Here is a 19,060-nt window from a genome sequence, read left to right as displayed (position 1 = left end):
CGCAAGCGAAAGGGTGCACTCCCAGCTCGGGGGTGCACCCTTTCGTATGTCCGTATCAGATCCTATGTCCGTATCAGAGACGGGTGTCGAACGAACCGCAGAAGACGTTGTCGTTGAACGTGCCCTCGAACCCGGACTTGCCCTGGATCTTGTCGATGGTGGCCCGGATAGCCTCCCGGGACCCGGCGTGCGCGTGGATCGCGGTCTTGACCATGGGCACATCGATCAGGTGGTTGGGCTGGTTGAGCGAGACAAACACGGTGGGCACTTCTGTGACGTACCACGGAATCTCCGCGGCCATGGGTGAGGACCACTTGATCCGGATCGCAGCCTCCTGCGCGAAACCCTTTACATTCGCGAACACAAAAGCGGCGTCGTACTTCTCGGCGTAGTCGCCTGTGGCTTCCTCGGACAGGACCCGCATGAAGTTCATACCGGTTTCGCCCGCCGCTTCCCGCTGCTCCGCAGTCTTGAAGACGTGCACTTCAAAGCCGGCGGCTTCAAGCTCATCCTTGACAGTGTCCAGGTAGGCCAGCGGGTCAGCGCGGGTAAAGTCGGCGCCGCCGGAGATGCCATACAGGCGGATCCGTTTGTGCGTCTCTGGTGTGATGGGCAGATTGTTGGCGGTGTCCTTGACCAGGGTGACGGTCCTGTCCGCGACCTCCGCCGCAACCGCCCGGTGCGCCTCACTGCCAATCACGGCAAGCGCCTCAGCAGGCGGAACCAGCTGGTCCGCGGACTTGCGGTGCAGCCCCAGGGACGCCTTCAGCCCCAAGATCCTGCGCAGCGCATCATGCAGGCGCTGCTCGGTGATGACGCCGGACTTGTAGCCGTCCAGCATGTACCCGAAGTCCTCTGCAGGGTTGCGGAAGAACAGGAACATGTCGCAGCCGGCAGCGATAGTGGCCGGCACCAGGTCTTTGCGCTTCCTGGCCTGGGTGAGGCCCACCATCAGCGAGGCGTCGGTGAGCACCAGCCCGTTGAAGCCAAGTTCGCCGCGGAGAAGGTCCTGGAGCAGCTCGGGCGCGAGCGTGGCGGGCAGGATCTCTGCATCAGCCATGCCCGGGCGGAAGTGCCGGGACAGCTCCGGAGCCCCGATGTGGCCCACCATGATGGACTGTACGCCGTGGCCGATCATCTCGCGGTAAACGTGCCCGTAGGTGCGGTTCCATTCCTCGTAGCCGAAGGTGTTGTAGGAGGTGACCACATGCTGGTCACGCTCGTCCACGCCGTCTCCGGGGAAGTGCTTCATGGCGCATACCGTGGGTGATTCGCTGATGCCGTCGAAGTACTCTTTGGCCCGCTCCACCACAATCTCCGGGGTGTTTCCGAAGGCGCGGGTGGAGATGACAGTGTTCCGCCAGTTGTAGTGGATGTCCACAATCGGGGCGAAGGCCCAGTTGCAGCCCAGCGCTGCGGTTTCGGCCCCGGCCACCTGCCCCATCTGCCGGGCAATGGCTTTGTCCGGATGCGAGCCGGCCTGCAGGTGCGTCGACACGAACGTTCCGTCGTCGCAGCTTCCGGCTCCCCCCATTTCCGGGTTGGAAGCCACCAGCAGCGGGATGCGGGTCCTGGACTGCGCGTAGCGGATATGCTCCTGCACCGCGGCCGAGGGTCCAGGCCGGTACCGCATGCCGCCCACATGGTAGTTCTCCAGCACGCCATCGAGGTACTCCGGGGAGTAGTCGTTGTTGTGGTTGATGAACAGCTGGCCGATCTTTTCCTCGAGGGTCATGGCGGCCATGGTGGTTTCCACCCAGGTGACCGCGTCGCCGTCGAGATTAAACGGCGCGGCCTGAAGGTCGACGTCGAACTGCCGCGGCCGGGTGACCGCGTCACCATGGCCGGCGGCGGCGTTCCTGGAACGTCCGACGGCGGCGATGTTGGCGAGTGCCGAGGCCACCACTTCGTCCACGGGGGAGGCAATGTCGACGACGACGCCGGCTTCATCGGCTTGGAGCGGTTCCAGCGTGGCGAGCTGGGATTCAAGGAGGGCCGGCGGCATAAAGTGGCCGGTCCGCCCTTCAGTGCGCGCCCGCAGGACGTCTTTGCTGCCGTGCAGGTGCAGGAAGATGGTGTCCGGGGCCTGTTCGCGGATGGCGTCGCGGTAGCTGCGGCGCAGTGCGGAGCACGCCAGGACCATCCCGCCGTCGCCCGCGTTGGCCAGCCGGGCGCCCACGGTGGCGAGCCAGGGCCAGCGGTCCTCGTCCGTCAGGGGCGTGCCGGCGGCCATTTTGGCGACGTTCTCCACCGGGTGCAGGGAATCGGCGTCGAGGAAGGGGACGCCGAGTTCGCGGGCCACGAGGTCGCCGATAGTGGTCTTGCCGCAGCCGGATACCCCCATCACGATGACGCGGAGCTTGGGCTGTCCGGCCGAAGCGGGTGCTGTTGTTTCGGGGTTGGGAGTGTTCACCAGTCGTGGACCGTTCCGTCGATGAGGCGGTTATAGGGCAGGTAGGCCTGCTGGTAGGGGTAGGCGGCTGCAGCTTCTTCGTTGAATTCGACGCCGATGCCGGGTTCGTTGCCGGGGTGCAGGTAGCCGTCCACGAAGGTCATGGACTGGTGGAAGACCTCGTTGGTCTTGTCCGAGTGCTGCATGTATTCCTGGATGCCGTAGTTGTGGATGGCCAGGCCCACGTGCAGCTGCGCGGCGAAGCCCACCGGGGAAATGTCCGTGGGGCCGTGGAAGCCGGACTTGATCTGGTATTGCGCGGCGAAGTCCATCACCTTCTTCAACGGCGAGATCCCGCCGAAGTGCGTGGACGCGGCCCGGACGTAATCGATCAGCTGTTCCTTGATGAGGGTCTGGTAGTCGTACACGGTGTTGAAGATTTCACCGATGGCCAGCGGGGTGGTGGTGTGCTGGCGGACCAGGCGCAAACCCTCCTGGTTCTCCGCCGGGGTGCAGTCCTCCAGCCAGAACAGGTCATACGGTTCCAGCGCCTTGCCGAGCTTCGCGGCCTGGATCGGCGTCATCCGGTGGTGCCCGTCGTGCAGCAGCGGGATTTCCGGGCCGAACTCGTTCCGGACCGCCTCAAACACCGTGGGCAGGTGGCGCAGGTAAGCCCGGGTGTCCCAGTCCTCCTCCACCGGGAACGCACCCCGCCCGGCGGGCTCGTAGTCGTACCGCTCCCCGGACGCCTGCGCCTGCGCGGCCACACCGTACACCGCATTGATGCCAGGGACGGCGGTCTGGATCCGGATGGACTTGTACCCCAGTTCCAGGTGCTCGCGCACGGAATCGAACAGGGACGGCAGGTCCGCGCCCGAGGCGTGGCCGTAGGCGCGCAGCCCGTTCCGGGACGCCCCGCCCAGGAGCTGGTAGACCGGCATGCCCGCCATCTTGCCCTTGATGTCCCACAACGCCATGTCCACCGCGGCGATCGCAGCCATCGTCACCGGCCCGCGGCGCCAGTACGAGGACCGGTACAGGAACTGCCAGGTGTCCTCGATCCGGTGCGGGTCCTTGCCGATCAGCAGCTGCGCCACGTGCTCCTTCAAGTACGCGGCCACGGCAAGCTCACGCCCGTTCAGGGTGGCGTCACCAATGCCGGTCACACCGTCCTCGGTGGTGATCCGGAGCGTCACGAAGTTCCGGGAGGGACTCGTCACAAAGACGTCGGCGGCAATGATTTTCACGGCAGGTCCTTTCAGGGGCTGGCGGGAGGAGGAAGGTTGGGCTTAGTTGGAGGTTGTTGCCGGGGGCCTGGTGGCGGCAGCGGGTCCAGCGGATATGCCGGCCGCGTCCCTGCCGGTGGCGCTGCCGGTTGGATCGGCGTCGGCTCCGCTGCTGGTGCGGCGGGCCCGGATCTCGGCCAGGATCTCCGCGTGCAGTGCATCGGTGAGCTTGTACTTGGACATCACCAGCAGGGCCAGGAGCGCAAGGACTGCGGGGATGGCACCGGCAGCGACCTGGATTCCGAAGACGGCATCGGCGCTTTGGGTGGCGCCGGACTTGTAGCCGCCCAGGGCGAGGGCATAGGCGGCGAGGGCGCCGCCCACGGCCTGGCCGGTCTTGCGGGTGAAGGAGAAGAGGGCGTAGGTGATGCCCTCGGTGCGGACGCCGGTCTTCCATTCGCCGTACTCAACGGTGTCTGCCTCGAGGGCCCAGACCACGATGCTGACGGCCATGACGCCCACGAGGCTGAGCAGGAGGCCGCCGAAACCGATCCACGTCTGGCTGGCAGGCGTCAGGAAGACGATGATTCCGCCGATGACCGCGACCACGGAGGCGTAGACGTAAACGTTCTTTTTGCCCACCGCGCGCACCAGCCGGGGCATGAAGGCCGCCAGGACGAAGGTCAGGATCAGCTGGATGATGGACAGGACCGGGTAGAGGTCCAGCCGGCCCAGCACGTCGCGCAGGTAGTACAGCTGGACCGAGGTGAGGGCGAGGTAGCCGGAGAGGAAGAGGAAGGAGCTCAGGCACAGCATCAGCAGCGGCTTGTTGCCCTTCAGGGTGTCCAGGCTCTGCTTGAGGGTTACGTTGGGCACGGCGCGGTGGACGCGTTCCTTGGCTGTGAAGACCGTGAAGAAGTAGAGGGCCGCGCCAATCACCACAAAGGCCAGCGTAATGCCCGTGAAGGTGGCCTGCAGGTCGGCTCCCGGCGTGATCAGCGGTGCCACGAAAATGCCCAGCGACGAACCCACCAGGGCGGCGCCCACCATACGGGCGGATCCCAGCTTGGCGCGTTCGCCCGGGTCCTGCGTCATGGCGCCGGCCAGGGAGCCGTAGGGGATGTTGACCAGGCTGTAGGCCAGGCCAAGTGCTGCGTAGGTGACGTAGGCGTAGAGCAGGGTGCCGGATTCACCGATCTGCGGCACCGAGAATGTTGCGACGCTCAGGAGGAGCAGCGGGATGGAGCCGAACATGATGAACGGCCGGAACTTGCCGAACCGTTTGCTGAAGGTCCGGTCCACTACGCGGCCGGCGAGAACGTCGGCGAAGGCGTCGAAGATCCGGACAACCAGCAGCAGGGTGCCTGCCGCCGCCGCAGAGATGCCGGCAACGTCCGTGTAGTAGACCAGCAGGAACATGGTGGCCGTGGTGAAGGCGAGGTTGTTGGCGGCGTCGCCGGCGCCATAGCCGGCGATGCTCAGTGTGCTCAGCTTTTTCATAATGTGGGCTCCTTTACCCGGGGCGGCCTGGGGACGGCCAAAAAATAAAGCGTCAGGGGTCCGGCGGGGACTCCGGGGATTTGCTCTACCTGTAATGCTAATCACGTGGCAAATAAATGGCAAGCGGTTGCCAAAATATTTATTGAAATTTCAAGAAAAAGGCTGCCCGGCACCTCAGAAGGTGCCGGGCAGCCCCGCTGGCAGCATGCTTTACCGGGACGCTGGATGTCCGGGGACCGTGCCGCACAAGCTTTCCACCAGCGCCACCACGGCGGCGTCTCCGGCCAGTACCGGGTCGACGACGGCCACCAGCGCTTTGATGCGTTCAGTTCCGGACAACCGGTTCGCAGCAGCCACGTCTTCGCCCAGCGGGTCCTCGAAGGAGGTGGCGGCAACGCTGAAGTCCATCCATGCTGCGATCATCAAGGCCGCCGCAGCACCTGTCCTGCCGGCTGCACGTTCAGCCTGCAGCACCGGGACGGCGCGCATCCGCAGCTTCGTGCTGCCGTCCATGGCAATCTGTGCCAGATTGTGGGCGATCCTGGCATTGCCGAAACGGGCCAGGAGGGCTTCCCGGTAGGCCGGGATTTGCAGTCCGGCGCCGGGCAGGTTCGCCGCGGCTTCATCCCAGAAGGCTTCCACGGCCCGGCGGCATTCCGTGTCTGCGAGGGCCTCGGCCACGGTGGCGTGGCCGCGAAGCTGCCCGGCGTAGGCGAGCAGTGAGTGTGCGCCGTTGAGCAGCCACAGTTTGCGGTTTTCGTAGGGCTCGATGTCCTCGACAAAGAGGGCACCGGCGTCTTCCCAGCGGGGCCGCCCGGCAGGGAAGTCGCCGCTGAGCACCCAGCTGGAGAAGGGCTCGGCCACCACGGGCGAATTGTCGCGGTACCCGCAGGCTTTCCGCACATCATCGAGATCCTGTTCCATGGTCCGCGGGGTAATGCGGTCAACGGACGTGCTGACGAAGCTGACGTTGGTATCGATCCAGGCAGCAAGCCCGGAATCCCAGGCGCTGGCAAACCCGGCGACAGCCTGCCGGGCAACCGCTCCGTTGTTGGACAGGTTATCGCAGCAGACTACGGCGATCGGTCCGGAGCCAGCGTCCCTTCGGGCGGCCAGTGCCAGCACGAGGCGCCCCAGCGGCGTGGCCGGGCGTCCGCTGCCGGAGCCCAACAGCGAAAGGTCGGTCGCGACGTCGCGCGCGGTGGAGTCCAGCTTTCCGTCAGCGCCCAGCCCGTAGGCGGCCTCGGTGATGGTGAGGGTGACGAGGGCCGTCCCGGGAGCAGCCACCAGCTCGGTGAGCCGCTGCAGGTCCGCTCCGTCCACGGCCTCCACAATGCTTTCCACCACAGTGAAGGAGTCGCCAGTATCTGCGCGTTCCACCAGCGTGTACAGCCCGTCCTGTTCCGTCAGGGCCACGGCAGCATCCGGACGCCGGCCGGTGAAGGCTGCGATCCCCCAATCCGCGGCATCGCCGGCCTGCTGGGTGTACCAGGCCTGGTGCGAGCGGTGGAAGGCGCCCAGGCCCAGGTGGATAATCCGGACCGGGGCCTTGGGTGCCGGGTGGAGTGAGCGGTTCAGCTGCGGAAGCTCCGATGCGGGATCCGGGGCGGGAGCGGTTGTGGCGTGCAACCCGGCGCTCACAGCTTGAACACCCGGCGCGGTGAACTGTCCACGATGTCCACGATGAGTTCGTGGGCGCGGTCCTCGCTGACTCGGTGTTCAGCCACCAGCCGCGCGAGGAAGGAGGCCTCAATCCGGCGGGAGGCGTCGTGCCGGGCGGGGATGGAGCAGAAGGCGCGGGTGTCGTCGATGAAGCCCGAGGAACGGGAGAAGCCCGCCGTCTCCGTGACCGCGGAACGGAACCGCAGCATCGCGTCCGGTGCGTCCAGGAACCACCACGGCGCGCCGAGGTACACGGACGGGTAGAAGCCGGCCAGCGGGGCCAGTTCGCGGGAGAACACCGTTTCGTCCAGCGTGAAGAGCACCAGGTGGAAGTCCTTGGCGGTGCCGAAGTCCTGCAGGACCGGGCGGATGGCCTCGGTGTAGTTGATCGCGAACGGGATGTCGTGCCCGGTGTCCGCACCGAAGGTGTTGAAGGTGGGCAGATGGTGGTTTCGGTACGAGCCCGGGTGGATGGTCATGACCAGCCCGTCCTCCACGGACATCCGGGCCATCTGGTACATCATGTGCGCTTCGAAGTCGTCCCGGTCCTGCCCGGTCGCCTTGCCGGAGCGGGCGCGGTCAAAGAGCCGGACTGCGTCCGCTGCATCCAGCTTCAGCGTGGCGGGGGTGCGCACGCCGTGGTCGGCGGAAACCGCACCGTGCTCCACAAAATAACGACGCCGGTTCTCCAGAGCGGTGAGGTACGCACCATAGCCCGTGCCGCCGTCGCCCGCTGCCGCAATGAGCTTGTCTACGTTCTCCGACCATGCAGGGTGGGCGATGTTGAGGTAGGCGTCCGGGCGGAAGGTGGGCAGGACGCGGCCATGGAAGGTTGGGTCCTGGGCAATGGCCTTGTGGCTCGCCAGGGAGTCCAGCGGATCATCAGTGGTGGCGAGGACCTCGATGTTGAAGTCCTTGAACAGCTCGCGGGGCCGGAAGCCGGGCTCCTGGAGCCTGGCCGAGATCGCATCGTAGGTGGCATCGGCCGTCTCCGCGCTGAGCTCCCCGTCCAAACCGAAGACGCTGTGGAACTGGGTGCGGAGCCAGTAGCCGGAGGCGGTGCCCTCGAACAGTGGCCAGGCCTTGCAGAACTCGGCCCACACAGCCCGGGAGTCGGGCTGGGAGGTGGTGGATTCGCGAAGCTGCTCCAGCGGGACACCGCTGGCGTGGATCAGCCGCGTGACGTAGTGGTCCGGACTCACCAGCAACGCCGCTGGGTCGGGGAAGGGCGTGTTCTGCTCGATGACTGCGGCGTCAACGTGCCCGTGCGGGGAAATGATGGGAAGGTCCTCGACGCGCTGCAGGAGATCGCGCGCAATGCGGCGGGTTCCGGGATCAGCGGGCAGGAGCCGGTCTGGGTTGGCGGCAATCGACTGTGACATACATCAATAGTCCGGGTGGATGCCAACCTTGTCAACCGGTTGCCAAAACTTGCCATTCCTGTTTCCGTTGAGTTTCCTGGCTGCGTACGCCGGGCTGGGAACCCCCGGCTGGGAATGTTGGGCCCGGCTTAGTCCCTGGGCACGAGCCGGCCGCTGGAACCACGCAGTACCAGCTCGGTCTCCACCCGGAGAATGCCGGCCGGATCCCCGTTCCCGTGAAGCAGATCGAGCAGCAGGCTGGCGGCTCCCGAACCACACTCCCCCAGCGGCGAGCGCACGGTGGTCAGCGGCGGTGTGGTGAAGTCCGCCCCAAAAATGTCGTCGAAGCCCACAATGCTGATCTGGTCCGGCACCACCATGCCGCCGGCCTGCAGCTCCTGCATCAGGCCTATCGCCAGGAGGTCGTTGTACGTCAGGACGGCTGTGGCCCCGGTGGCCAGCACATCGCGCGCCACCTGCCGGCCGCCGTCGACCGTTGGTTTGCTGGACTCCACCCGCACAGCCTCCAGCCGGGACCAGTCACACGCCGCCTGCACACCTTCCCAGCGCCGGGCGGACATCCACGACCGCGCAGGTCCGGCCACGAAGGCGAGCTTCTTGTGTCCGTTGCCCGCGAGGCTGCGCACGGCCTCCCCGATGCCCTTCCGGACGTCGGGGATAACGCAGGGCACATCCGCCACCTCGCGGTTGATGACCACCACCGGTTTGTCGCGGGACAAGGCGCGGATATCGTCGTCGTCCATCCGTGGGCTGGCCAGGATCAGGCCGTCGGCAGTGGTCATCATGCGCCGGGCCGCCGTCAGTTCGGTAGCTGCCGATTCCGCCGATTCCGCCAGGACCAAGGTGTAGTCCCGGGCGGTCCCCGTAGTTTCGGCGCCGCGGATGATGCCAAAAAATGTGGGGTTGGTGATGTCCGCGACGATCAGCCCAAACGTGTTGGTCCTGCCGGTGGGCAAGGCCCGGGCGAACGGGTTGACCTGGTAGTTCAGCTCCGCGGCCGCGTCCTCGATCAGCTTCTGCGTCTTGGCACTGACGCGGCCCGGCTTGCTTAACGCGCGGGAGACCGTCGATGGGTTGACGCCGGCTACCTTGGCGATGTCGTAGATGGTGGCGTTGCCCTTGCCGTTTCGGGCGTGCTTTTTGGCAGCTCCCGTCGATGCGGCAGGGCCCTGCGTCTTGGGTTCAGTCACCGCCCCATCCTAACGAGCATCAGGCAAGAAGTGGCCAGCGGTTGCCGGGCGCCCCCGCGGGCGCCCGGCAGCCAGGGGGTCAGGAGCGCTCGGGGAATTTGCCCTCTTCGCTGATGCGCTTGTTCAACTCCCGCATGTACTCCTCTTCATCGAAGTCGAGCGGAACTTCGCGCCCGGTCCAGCTGGAGAGGTGGATGGCGTTGGCCAGCCGGACACCGTTGATGCCGTCCGAGCCCGGGGCCAGGAGCGGGGTGCCGTCCAGGATGTTGGCTGCAAAGTTTTCCAGGACACCTGCGTGCTGGCCGCCCCAGGCGGACTCGAACTCGATGACCTCGGTGCTGTAGTACTCCTCCGGGTTCAGTTGCCCCATAAAGAGCTTGCGGACGTCGTCCATGTCCATGGAGTCGCTGAGTTCACGCTCCGGCCTGGTGAGCCGGGTGACCGTGGCGGTCTTTGAGTTCTCGACGACGATCTTGCCCTGGTCTCCAAGGATCTCGAACCTGTCGGTGCCCACGATGTCGTGGGTGGCCGTCACGAAAACGCCCGTGGCGCCGTCACCATAATCGACGACGGCGGTGACCTCATCCTCGACGGCGATATCGCGGCGGAAGCCGTATGCCACCTTGGAATACACCGACTTGGGCGCGCCGCAGATCCACTGCCAGAGGTCCAGTTGGTGCGGGGCCTGGTTGACCAGCACGCCGCCGCCTTCGCCGCCCCACGTGGCGCGCCACTCACTGGAGTTGTAGTAGCCCTGCGGGCGCCACCAGTTGGTGATGATCCAGTTGGTGCGGCGGATGCTGCCGATTTCGCCGTTGTCGACGATTTCCTTGAGTTTCTTGTACAGCGGGTTGTTGCGTTGGTTGAACATGATGCCGAAGGAAAGCTCAGGCTTGGAGGCTGCAAAGTCGTTCAGCTCTTTGACCTGCTTGGTGTAAACACCCGCGGGCTTCTCCACGAGCGCGTGGATGTTGCGCTTGAGCGACTCGATGCCCATTTCGGGGTGCAGGTAATGCGGTACACAGGTGACGACGGCGTCGATGTCACCGCTTTCGAGCATCGCGATGTAGTCGTCGTAGAACGGCACGCCCGGATAGGAGGCAGCGGCCAGTTCCTTTTTTGCGGGGTCGATATCGGTGATGGCTCCGATCTCCATGTTCGGGACGAGGCCGTCGGTGATGAACTTGGCGTAGGCGCCGCCCTGCTGCCCCAGGCCGATGATGCCAAGGCGTACTTTCTTGCTCACAGTTGTTGGTCCTTTTTGTTGGTGGAGCTTTGCTTCCGTTGGTTGGGCCTGTCGAAACCTAGAAGAGGTCGGCGTGGCCCATGGCCACCAGGTTGTCGTAGGAGGTCTGCAGGGCGTCCCATACCGTGCGGCCGTACAGTTCGTCCTGCTCCACGAGGAGGTACCGGGCGCCGGCGGCCTGGGCGGCCGGAATGATGGACGGGAAATCCAGGTTGCCTTCGCCCACTTCGGCGAACTGCACCACGTTCTTGAATTCCGCCATGAACCCGGCGAAATCGCCGGACTCCAGGAGTCCGAACGAGGATTGCGGCATCTGCCCGATCCGGTAGTCCTTCAGGTGCACCATGGCGGTCCGGCCCGCGTACTTCTCCAGGGTGCGGACCGGGTCCAGGCCGCCGCGCTGGACCCAGTGCACGTCGATTTCCATGCCCATGGCCGGTGAGTTCTCGGCGATGACGTCCAGCATGTACTTGCCGTCGAACTTCGCGAACTCGATGTGGTGGTTGTGGTAATACAGGCTGATTCCGTGTTCCTGCAGATGCTCGGCGTACCCGTTGGCCTGCTTCGCGAAGTCGATGACGGCGTCCAGGGACTTCATGGCCCCGAACGGCAGCATCCCGATCCGCAGCAGCGACGTGTCCAACCGCTTCGCGTCATCCACGATCTTGTCGAAGTTGTCCGCCAGGGATTCGACAGGCATCCCCTTGCGGCCTTCAACAGCAACGGAAAGCGCGGCGATGTCCATACCGAGTTCCGAGCGGCTGCGTTCCAGCTCCGCCACGTTCTCCGGGGACATGGGAATCTGGGAAATTTCGACGGCGTTGTAACCGATCGCGTTGACCTTGCGGAGCGTTTCGAACGCTCCCACTTCGGCGAAGCTGTCCTTGAGCATCATGGCTTGTACGCCTATTTTGGCCACTGGGTTCCTCCGTGGTGTTCCGGCCGGTGAAGGCCATGGGGTGTGTGCTGGGGCGGCTGTTACGCCGCGGCACCAGCCTGTTCAGTCTGTTGGCGCTGAGCTTCCAGCAGCCGGTGCCGCTCCGCGCGGCGCTGTTCCTGCCGGTCCGGATCCGGGACGGGTGATGCAAGCAGGAGCCGTTGTGTGTAGGGGTGTTCGGGGTCGGTGGTGACGAGGTCGGCGGGGCCCTGCTCCACAATCCCGCCTCGGTACATCACGGCCACCCGGTGACTGATGTGCCGGACGACGTCGAGGTCGTGCGAGATAAAGAGGTACGAAACGCCGGTGTCGTTCTGGATCTGCAGGAACAGGTCCAGGACGCGGGCCTGGGTTGAAAGGTCCAGCGCGCTGACCGGCTCGTCGCAGACGATCAGTTTGGGGGACAAAGCCAAAGCCCGGGCAATCGCAACGCGCTGCCTCTGGCCACCACTGAATTCCCGCGGCAGCCGGTGAAGGGCGTCAGAGGGGAGTCCCACCTGGTCCAGCAGTTCCTTGACGCGCTTCCTGGCCGCGGCGGCTTCCATCCCCTGGACCCCGAGCGGCTCTGCGAGGATGGCGCCAATTTCCAGCGCGGGATTCAGGGAAGTGTAGGGGTCCTGGAACACCACCTGCAGGTCCCTGCTCAGCGTCCGGCGCTCCTTGCGGCTGGCGTTGCTGATGTCGTTGCCTTCGAAGATGATTTTGCCCTTGGTGACAGGTGCCAGGCCCAGGACAGCACGGCCCAGGGTGGTCTTGCCGGAACCGGACTCCCCCACCAGGCCGAGCGTTTCGCCCTGGCCGATGTTGATGTTGATGTCCGTGAGCGCCCGGAAGGGCTTGGCACGGAACCTCTTGCTGGGGTATTCGACCACAAGGTTTTCCACTGACAGCAGAGGGGCATTCTGTTGTGCGCTCATGCGACCGGTTCCTTTTCTGCGGCTGGATATTGACCGCCCGGCTGACCGGCGGATTCGTGGGGAACGGGACCTTGCGGCGGGGAAACCAGCATGGTCATGGGGGTCTTTCCCTCGAGCATGGACCCCAGCAGGGTCTGGGTGTACTGCTCTTTCGGGTTGCGGAGGATCCCGCGGACCGTTCCTTCCTCCACGAGCCTGCCGTTCTGCATGACCACCACGCGGTCGCACAGGTCGGCGACAACCCCGAAGTTGTGGGTCACCAGGATGACGCCGATGTTCAGGCGCTGCTGGAGTTCGCGCAGCAGGTCCAGGACGTCGGCCTGCACCGTGACGTCCAGCGCCGTGGTGGGTTCGTCGGCGATGACCAGGTCCGGTTCGCAGCTGATGGCGCCGGCGATCAGTACGCGCTGGGCCATGCCGCCGGAGACCTCGTGCGGGTAGGCATCGAAGGTCCGTTCAGGGTTGGCGATGCCGACGTCGGTCAGCAGCTTCAGTGCCCGTTTCCGGGCTTCAGCCTTGGAGATTCCGAGGACGCGGACCATGGGCGTCACCAGCTGGTAGCCGATGGTGAAGGCAGGGTCCAGGTTGCTCATCGGCTCCTGCGGGATGTAGGAAATGCGCTTGCCGCGCAGCTTGGACAACCGTTCCTGGCTTACGCGGTCCTCCCCCGGCGCGACGGTGTAGTTGCCGTCGAACTGGATGGAACCTGCCGCAATGCGCGCATTGTCCGGCAGCAGTCCCAGGATGGAGAAGGCGGTCTGTGACTTGCCGGAGCCAGATTCGCCCACGATGCCCAGGATCTCGCCGCGGTCCACATGGAAGGAGACGTCGTCCACCACCTTTTTGATGGAACCGTCGGCCTGCGGGTATCCGACGCCGAGATTGGTCACCTTGACCAGGTGGTGCTCGGTGCCGGCGTCGACGGCGGCAGTGGACTTACGGGACGGGCGCGCCGTGGCCCGTTCCGCCGTCGTACGTTCAGCGGAAGCACCTGCAGTGGAAGCCCCCTTCCTGCGGTGCTTGATCTTTTCGCCGTCTTCAAGGGCATCGCGGACGGCGTTGCCCAGGAGAACCAGCCCGCCGATGGTGAGTGCCATGGCGAGAGCGGGCCAGAGGAGCAGCGTGGGGGTCAGGTAGACGTTCTTGAAGCCTTCGGAGAGCATGACGCCCCAGGTTGCCCTGGTGGGATCGCCCAGGCCCAGGAACTCCAGCCCGGACTGGATTGCGATGGCGACGCCGGCGATGGCTGCGGTCTGGATGATGATGGGTGCGCGGACCACGGAGAAGATGTGGCGCGCGATGATGCTCAGGTCCGAAAGACCGGAAACGCGTGCGGCATCAACGTAGAGCTCGTTCCGGACGGACTGGACCGCGGTGCGGGTCAACCGGAAGTAGGACGGGCTGATGAGGATGCCGAATGCGATCATCGAAATCCATACCGAAGGGCCAAAGGCAGCCCGGATGGTGAGGAGCACGATCAGGCCGGGCAGGCTCATGAGGATGCTGACCACCCAGTTGGAGACGGCTTCGAACTTGCCGCTGTAGTAACCGGCGATGAGTCCGGCGGGAAGACCGATGGCGATGGCAACCCCGGCGCAAAGGAGAGCGGACAGCAGCGTCAGCTGCGCACCGAAGAGCAGCCGGCTCCACGTGTCGCGGCCTGCGCTGTCCGTGCCCAGGATGTTGACGGAGTCGGGTGCGGCCAGGGTCTTGGCGATATTGGCGAAATTTTCCTCGAACGGCGCCAGTACCGGGGCAAGGATGGCCAGTGACGCGATGCTCCCCAGAATGGCCAGTGACGCGATGCCGAGGGGGTTTTTGAGGAGGCGGCGCATGACGCTGGAACGGACCACCGTGCCGCTCTGTCCGCTTGGGGCGGGCGCGGCTACGGCCGCTGTTTCTACGGAATCACTCATGACACACGCACTTTCGGGTTGAGCCAACCATTGAGGATGTCCACCAGGAGGTTCACCACGATGACCACCACCACGGTGTACATCACCACGCCCATAACAACGGGAAGATCCGTCTGGCCAGTGGCGGTGACAGCGAGCGGGCCCATGCCTGGAAGGGCAAAGATCTGCTCGATGATCACCACGCCGCCCAGCATCCCGATCAGCTGCAGGCTCAACACAGTGAGGCCTGCGGGAGCTGCACTGCGCAGCACGTGCTTGAACAGGATTTCCCGCTCCCCGATGCCACGGCTGCGCAGCGTTCGGACGTAGTCACGCTCGAGCTGTTTGATGACTGCACTGCGGATTTGCTGCGCGCCGCCCGTCACGCCGTTGATCAGCAGGGCAATGACAGGAAGAGTCATGGAGTAGACCCAGGCCTCGGGCCCCACCTCGGGAGAGATGGTGCTGGTGGCCGGGAAGAATCCAAGCTGGATGGCCAGGAGGGTCACAAGGAAGACGCCGATCACGTATCCCGGAATGGAGTCGCCAAGGATGGCACCCACCTGGACCACCCTGTCCACCCAGCCGCGTTTGACTGCTGCGGCAACGCCAATCAGCGTTGCGCAGATGGCGATCAGGATCATTGCGGCGAAAACCATGGTCATGGTCACCGGAATGCGCGTGGCCAGGGAATTGGCGACCGGTTCCGAGGTGAACCAGGAAGCGCCAAGATTTCCGCCCAAGGCCTCGCCCAGCCAAGCGAAGTAACGGCTCACGAGCGGCTGGTCGAGTGCCAGCTCCTGTTCCTTCAGGGCAACCTGTTCAGGGGTTGCCTGATCGCCCAGGATGTTGCGGGCGATGCTTCCGCTGGCCGTGTACAGCAGGGTGAAGGTGAGCGCCGAGACGACGAACAACACCACCAAACCGCTGCCCAGCCTTTTCGCAATGAACCTGATCATGGAGTCCTACTTGGCAGGCGAGTAGTTGTAAATGGACGGAACGGCTTGCTGGGCTTGCGGCGTGACGTTCACTTTGTCGTTGTGGTAGTACATCTGGTTCACGCGGAACAGCGGAGCGAACCATGCCTGCTCAACCACGTACTTGTTGACGTCCTGCGCCAGTTTGCCCGCCTCTTCACCGCCGGTGCGCACAGCCTGGATCTTGGCCTCGAGCTCCGGGGTGGTGCTCTTGAACGGGTTGTACAGGGCCTTCGTGGAAACGATCTGGTCAATCGCCACGGTGGGCTCGCCCTGGAAGAGGTTGAAGAACAGCGCGTGGTACTTCTGCGCCGCAACATCCGCAGTGAAGGTGTTGGTGATGGCGGCACCCGGGTTGAGGGTGATGCCAACGTCCGCGAGCTGCTGCTTGAGGACGGAGATTAGGGTTTCAGCGCCGGGGAGCGTGGGGACGTCGATGGTCACGTTGCCCTCAAAGCCGGATTCCTTCAGGAGCTGCTTGGCCTTGGCCGGATCGTAGCTGTACTAGTTCTCCAGCTCTTCGGACCAGGCGCCGCTGTCCTTGCCGAACGGCTGCGAGGTGGGCGTGCCCTGGCCGAGCATGACCTGGTCCAGGATGGTCTTGCGGTCGAACGCATGGTTGATGGCCTGACGGACCTTGACGTTGGCCAGGGCCGGGTTCTTGGTGCCGTCCCGGTCCAGCAGGAGCAAACCGGACCAGTCAACCTGGTTGGTTTCCAGCTTCATCTTGGCGCCCTCGGCCTGCTTGCCGTTCTTGGGATCCAGGAGGGTGGCGTCAATCTGGCCGGACACGAGTGCGTTGGTGCGGGCTGTGGGATCGGTGAGGATTTTAAGGGTCAGCTTTTGGTACTTCTGGAGATCCTTGTTCCAGTAGTCCTTGCGCGCATTGAAGACCGCCTGGCTGTCCTTGACAGTTGCAGCTTTGTCCATCACGTACGGGCCGGAGCCAACCGGCTCGGTCTTGATGGCGTCGGTTCCCAAAGCCTTGGGGCTGCCCATCAGGCCGGCGGCCTGACTCAGGAAGAACTCCAGGGCAGGCTCCGGTGCGCTGAGGTTGATGTCGATGGTGTCGGCGTCCACCACTGCAATATCCGACACCGAGCTGAGTTGCGCCATCTGGGGGCCGTTGGCCTTCTTGAAGTGGTCCAGGTTGTCCTTGGCCGCCTCGGCGTCGAACTTGGCACCGTCGCTGAAGGTGACGTCAGTGCGGAGATCCACCGTGAGCTTGGTGTTGGTGTCGTTGTACTTCCAGTCGGTGGCCAGCATGGGGCTGAGCTTGCCGTCCGGTTCGCGCAGGATCAGCGAATCGTATGCAGCCTGAAAAGGCTGCAGCGCGTGGCCAACGTGCGCTTGGGCGGGATCCCACGAGGTGAGGTCGCGCAGGGTGCCCAAGGTCAGTGCCGTGACGGTCTTTCCACCGGCGGCGGTGGAACCTGCACCAGCGCCGCCACCGCCACAAGCGGTGAGTGCAAGCGAGGCGCTCAGTACGAGGGCGGCAGCTGCCGCCTTGGGACCTAACTTCATTGTTGGCTCCTTGAGAATTTTCTCGAACAGGGGAGTTGGGAGGGAAGCATTGTGGCGTGAGCCACACTTACCCTGTGAAATTCAGAGTACGCACACCCAGCGGCTTTGGCAACCGGTTGTCTAAAATTGTTGCAAAATGTGCCGCGGAGGCAAGATGCTTACCGCGAAGGACCAGCGGTGACTCCAACAATCGGTTGCCAATGATCGCTAGGAGACGCGGGAAACAGCGTCCGGGTAGCTCTGGCGGTAGACGTCCTTGATGATTCGAAGCGACTTTTCAGCTTCCGCGGGACTGATCCAAAACGGCTCCGGCTCATCCAGCCGGCCGTAGAAATCATTGATCAGCAACTCATGCGAGACGCCCCAGTAGGACCTGCCGCCCGTGTCGCTCGTTCGCTCCGGTATCACGTCCACCCGCCCGTCTGCATAGGTGACCGTAAGGTCCCCGCGCAGACTCAAGACGGCCTTTTCGGTGACCACTTCCAGTGTCACCGGGGCGTTGCAGGCGTGGCCGAGCGTGGCGTAGAAAACGCTCCTGGCACCGCCCGCATGGTCGGCAACAAACTCCGCAGTGTCTTCCACCTCGATGGTCCCGCCCAGGAAGCGGGTGGCAGCATTGCCACGCACAGCGACGACGTCCCCCACCAGCCACTGGAGCAGATCCACGGTATGGATGGCTTGGTTCATCAGAAGTCCGCCCCCGCCACCTTGCCAGGAACCGCGCCACGGCCTGCTGCGGTAATACTCCGCGGAACGGTGCCACATCACGCTTGCGGCCGCCCCCTGTACGGTACCGAGATCTCCGCTTGCCAGGAGCGATCGCATGGCCTGGGACGTCGCATTGTAACGGTTTTGGAAGCAAACGGCGATCTTCGTGTTGCCCTTCGACGCTGCTTCAACCAGGCGCCGCCCTTCCGCCAGGGTATGGGCCAGCGGCTTTTCCACAATCACATTGACGCCGCGCTCCAGGCAGTCCACTGCTACCGAAGCATGTTGGTTGTGCGGGGTGCAGATGTGCACCACGTCCGGTTGGACAGCCTCAAGCAGTGTTGCATGGTCAGCGAATCCGGGGACGCCGTAAAGTTCCGTAGCGGCAGCCAGCCGCTGGGGGTCGGGGTCGCAGACACCAACCAGCTCGGCGCCGTCGAGCTTTGCAACGGCCTCGAAGTGGACTGTGGAGACGTCGCCGCAGCCGATCACGGCAGCCCTGATGCTCACGAAAGCTCAACCCCGTTCTTTGCGGTCAATGCTGCGAAGGCCCGCGCTGCGATCCCGAAGGCCACCGGCCCGGAAAAGCCGCCGAGCTCGTGGGCGCTGGCAAGGTGGGGTTCCAGGGATGCAAAACCGCTGTACCCGTCAGCCTTGAGTGCTGCGATGGTGGCGTCCAGTTCGCCGTCGCCCTCGCCGGAGGGAACAACTTCGCCCGTGGTGGACAGCGCGTCCTTCACCTGGAAGTACTCAAGGTACGGGCGAAGCATGGCGTACCCGTCCGTGTACGGCTTGACGCCCACCTGCACAAAGTTCGCGTTGTCCCAGGCGACCCGCAGGGCCGGGGAGTTGACGGCCTCCATGATGTCCAGCACGCGCTGGGGCGTATCACCATAGATGCCCTTTTCGTTTTCATGCAGAAGCACCACACCGGATTCCTCGGCGAGCGCCGCCAGTGCCCGCATGCGGACGAGGACGTCGTCGCGGATATCCTCGGCACTCCGGCCCTCCCCGCGGTAGAAGGAGAAGATCCTGATGTACGTGGTGTCCAGGCCTTTGGCTATCGAGATGATCTGGCGCAGCCGCTCCAGCTCGTGCTCAACGGGCAGGCTGACATCCACCTTGCCGACAGGACTTGCAACAGCTGAGACCTTCAGGCCCTTGGTATCCAGGATGTCCTTGAGCTCGGCAACTTGGGCGGGGGCCATCTCCGAGACGTTCGTTCCCCAGGCACTTCTGACTTCGATGTGGCTGGCGCCCAGGGCCAACAGCACGGAGGCCTGGATGGCGGGATCAGGATCGATTTCGTCGCCGAATCCTGAGAGCTGCCAGGTTGCTTGTGTTGCGTGGGTCAACGGAATCTCCTTGCTAGGACCCTCGCGGCAGGGCAGCCTTCGATTCCAGCTACGGCGCGTGGGTGGCTTGGTTCACACAAAAGGTGCTCCGGCAAGTCTAGGCAGTCTGCCAACTTTTGACAACCGGTTGCCAGAATAGGCCATCTGTG

Annotated in this window: 15 protein-coding genes; all 15 read right to left on the bottom strand. The window is 64.5% G+C overall.

Annotated elements, in window-relative coordinates:
• Positions 1 to 73: 73 nt before the first annotated feature.
• Positions 74 to 2,344 (bottom strand): gluconokinase, GntK/IdnK-type, encoded by a 2,271-nt coding sequence (locus FBY31_RS17200; RefSeq protein WP_142045497.1) that lies wholly within the window; start codon positions 2,342 to 2,344, stop codon positions 74 to 76.
• 65 nt (positions 2,345 to 2,409) lie between these two features.
• Complete coding sequence (manD, locus tag FBY31_RS17195) at positions 2,410 to 3,639, bottom strand: D-mannonate dehydratase ManD (protein ID WP_142042235.1); 1,230 nt, start codon at positions 3,637 to 3,639, stop codon at positions 2,410 to 2,412.
• A 42-nt stretch (positions 3,640 to 3,681) separates the two neighbouring features.
• Positions 3,682 to 5,118 (bottom strand): glucuronide transporter, encoded by a 1,437-nt coding sequence (gene uidB / locus FBY31_RS17190; protein ID WP_142043541.1) that lies wholly within the window; start codon positions 5,116 to 5,118, stop codon positions 3,682 to 3,684.
• A 210-nt stretch (positions 5,119 to 5,328) separates the two neighbouring features.
• A complete protein-coding gene (locus FBY31_RS17185) occupies positions 5,329 to 6,747 on the bottom strand; it encodes a mannitol dehydrogenase family protein (RefSeq protein WP_235013102.1) in 1,419 nt (472 codons plus the stop codon).
• A gap of 8 nt (positions 6,748 to 6,755) precedes the next feature.
• Positions 6,756 to 8,162: a glucuronate isomerase gene (gene uxaC / locus FBY31_RS17180; RefSeq protein ID WP_142043537.1), complete on the bottom strand. Its 1,407-nt coding sequence runs from the start codon at positions 8,160 to 8,162 to the stop codon at positions 6,756 to 6,758.
• Between the two features lie 128 nt (positions 8,163 to 8,290).
• A complete protein-coding gene (locus FBY31_RS17175) occupies positions 8,291 to 9,352 on the bottom strand; it encodes a LacI family DNA-binding transcriptional regulator (RefSeq protein WP_142043535.1) in 1,062 nt (353 codons plus the stop codon).
• Positions 9,353 to 9,431: 79 nt separating this feature from the next.
• A complete protein-coding gene (locus FBY31_RS17170; protein ID WP_142043533.1) occupies positions 9,432 to 10,598 on the bottom strand; it encodes a Gfo/Idh/MocA family protein in 1,167 nt (388 codons plus the stop codon).
• A 58-nt stretch (positions 10,599 to 10,656) separates the two neighbouring features.
• On the bottom strand, positions 10,657 to 11,517 hold the full coding sequence (locus FBY31_RS17165) for a sugar phosphate isomerase/epimerase family protein (RefSeq protein WP_235013101.1): 861 nt from the start codon (positions 11,515 to 11,517) through the stop codon (positions 10,657 to 10,659).
• A gap of 59 nt (positions 11,518 to 11,576) precedes the next feature.
• Complete coding sequence (locus FBY31_RS17160) at positions 11,577 to 12,452, bottom strand: ATP-binding cassette domain-containing protein (protein ID WP_142043531.1); 876 nt, start codon at positions 12,450 to 12,452, stop codon at positions 11,577 to 11,579.
• The gene (locus FBY31_RS17155; RefSeq protein ID WP_142043529.1) at positions 12,449 to 14,368 is read right to left on the bottom strand and encodes a dipeptide/oligopeptide/nickel ABC transporter permease/ATP-binding protein; all 1,920 of its coding nucleotides are present in this window, start codon (positions 14,366 to 14,368) and stop codon (positions 12,449 to 12,451) included. The genes FBY31_RS17160 and FBY31_RS17155 overlap by 4 nt, the downstream gene beginning before the upstream one ends.
• Positions 14,365 to 15,306, bottom strand: coding sequence for an ABC transporter permease (locus FBY31_RS17150; protein ID WP_142043527.1), 942 nt, complete (start codon positions 15,304 to 15,306; stop codon positions 14,365 to 14,367). The genes FBY31_RS17155 and FBY31_RS17150 overlap by 4 nt, the downstream gene beginning before the upstream one ends.
• 6 nt (positions 15,307 to 15,312) lie before the next feature.
• Complete coding sequence (locus tag FBY31_RS23420) at positions 15,313 to 15,768, bottom strand: hypothetical protein (RefSeq protein ID WP_235013100.1); 456 nt, start codon at positions 15,766 to 15,768, stop codon at positions 15,313 to 15,315.
• A 60-nt stretch (positions 15,769 to 15,828) separates the two neighbouring features.
• The gene (locus tag FBY31_RS17145) at positions 15,829 to 16,848 is read right to left on the bottom strand and encodes an ABC transporter substrate-binding protein (RefSeq protein WP_235013099.1); all 1,020 of its coding nucleotides are present in this window, start codon (positions 16,846 to 16,848) and stop codon (positions 15,829 to 15,831) included.
• A gap of 207 nt (positions 16,849 to 17,055) precedes the next feature.
• Positions 17,056 to 18,066: a Gfo/Idh/MocA family protein gene (locus tag FBY31_RS17140; protein WP_142043525.1), complete on the bottom strand. Its 1,011-nt coding sequence runs from the start codon at positions 18,064 to 18,066 to the stop codon at positions 17,056 to 17,058.
• Positions 18,063 to 18,911 carry a sugar phosphate isomerase/epimerase family protein gene (locus FBY31_RS17135; RefSeq protein WP_142043520.1) on the bottom strand — a complete coding sequence of 283 codons (849 nt, stop codon included), beginning with the start codon at positions 18,909 to 18,911 and terminating at the stop codon, positions 18,063 to 18,065. The genes FBY31_RS17140 and FBY31_RS17135 overlap by 4 nt, the downstream gene beginning before the upstream one ends.
• Positions 18,912 to 19,060: the final 149 nt, after the last annotated feature.

This window comes from Arthrobacter sp. SLBN-100 (genome assembly GCF_006715305.1).
Classification (GTDB): Bacteria; Actinomycetota; Actinomycetes; order Actinomycetales; family Micrococcaceae; genus Arthrobacter.
This window is presented reverse-complemented; position numbering and strand designations above follow the sequence as displayed.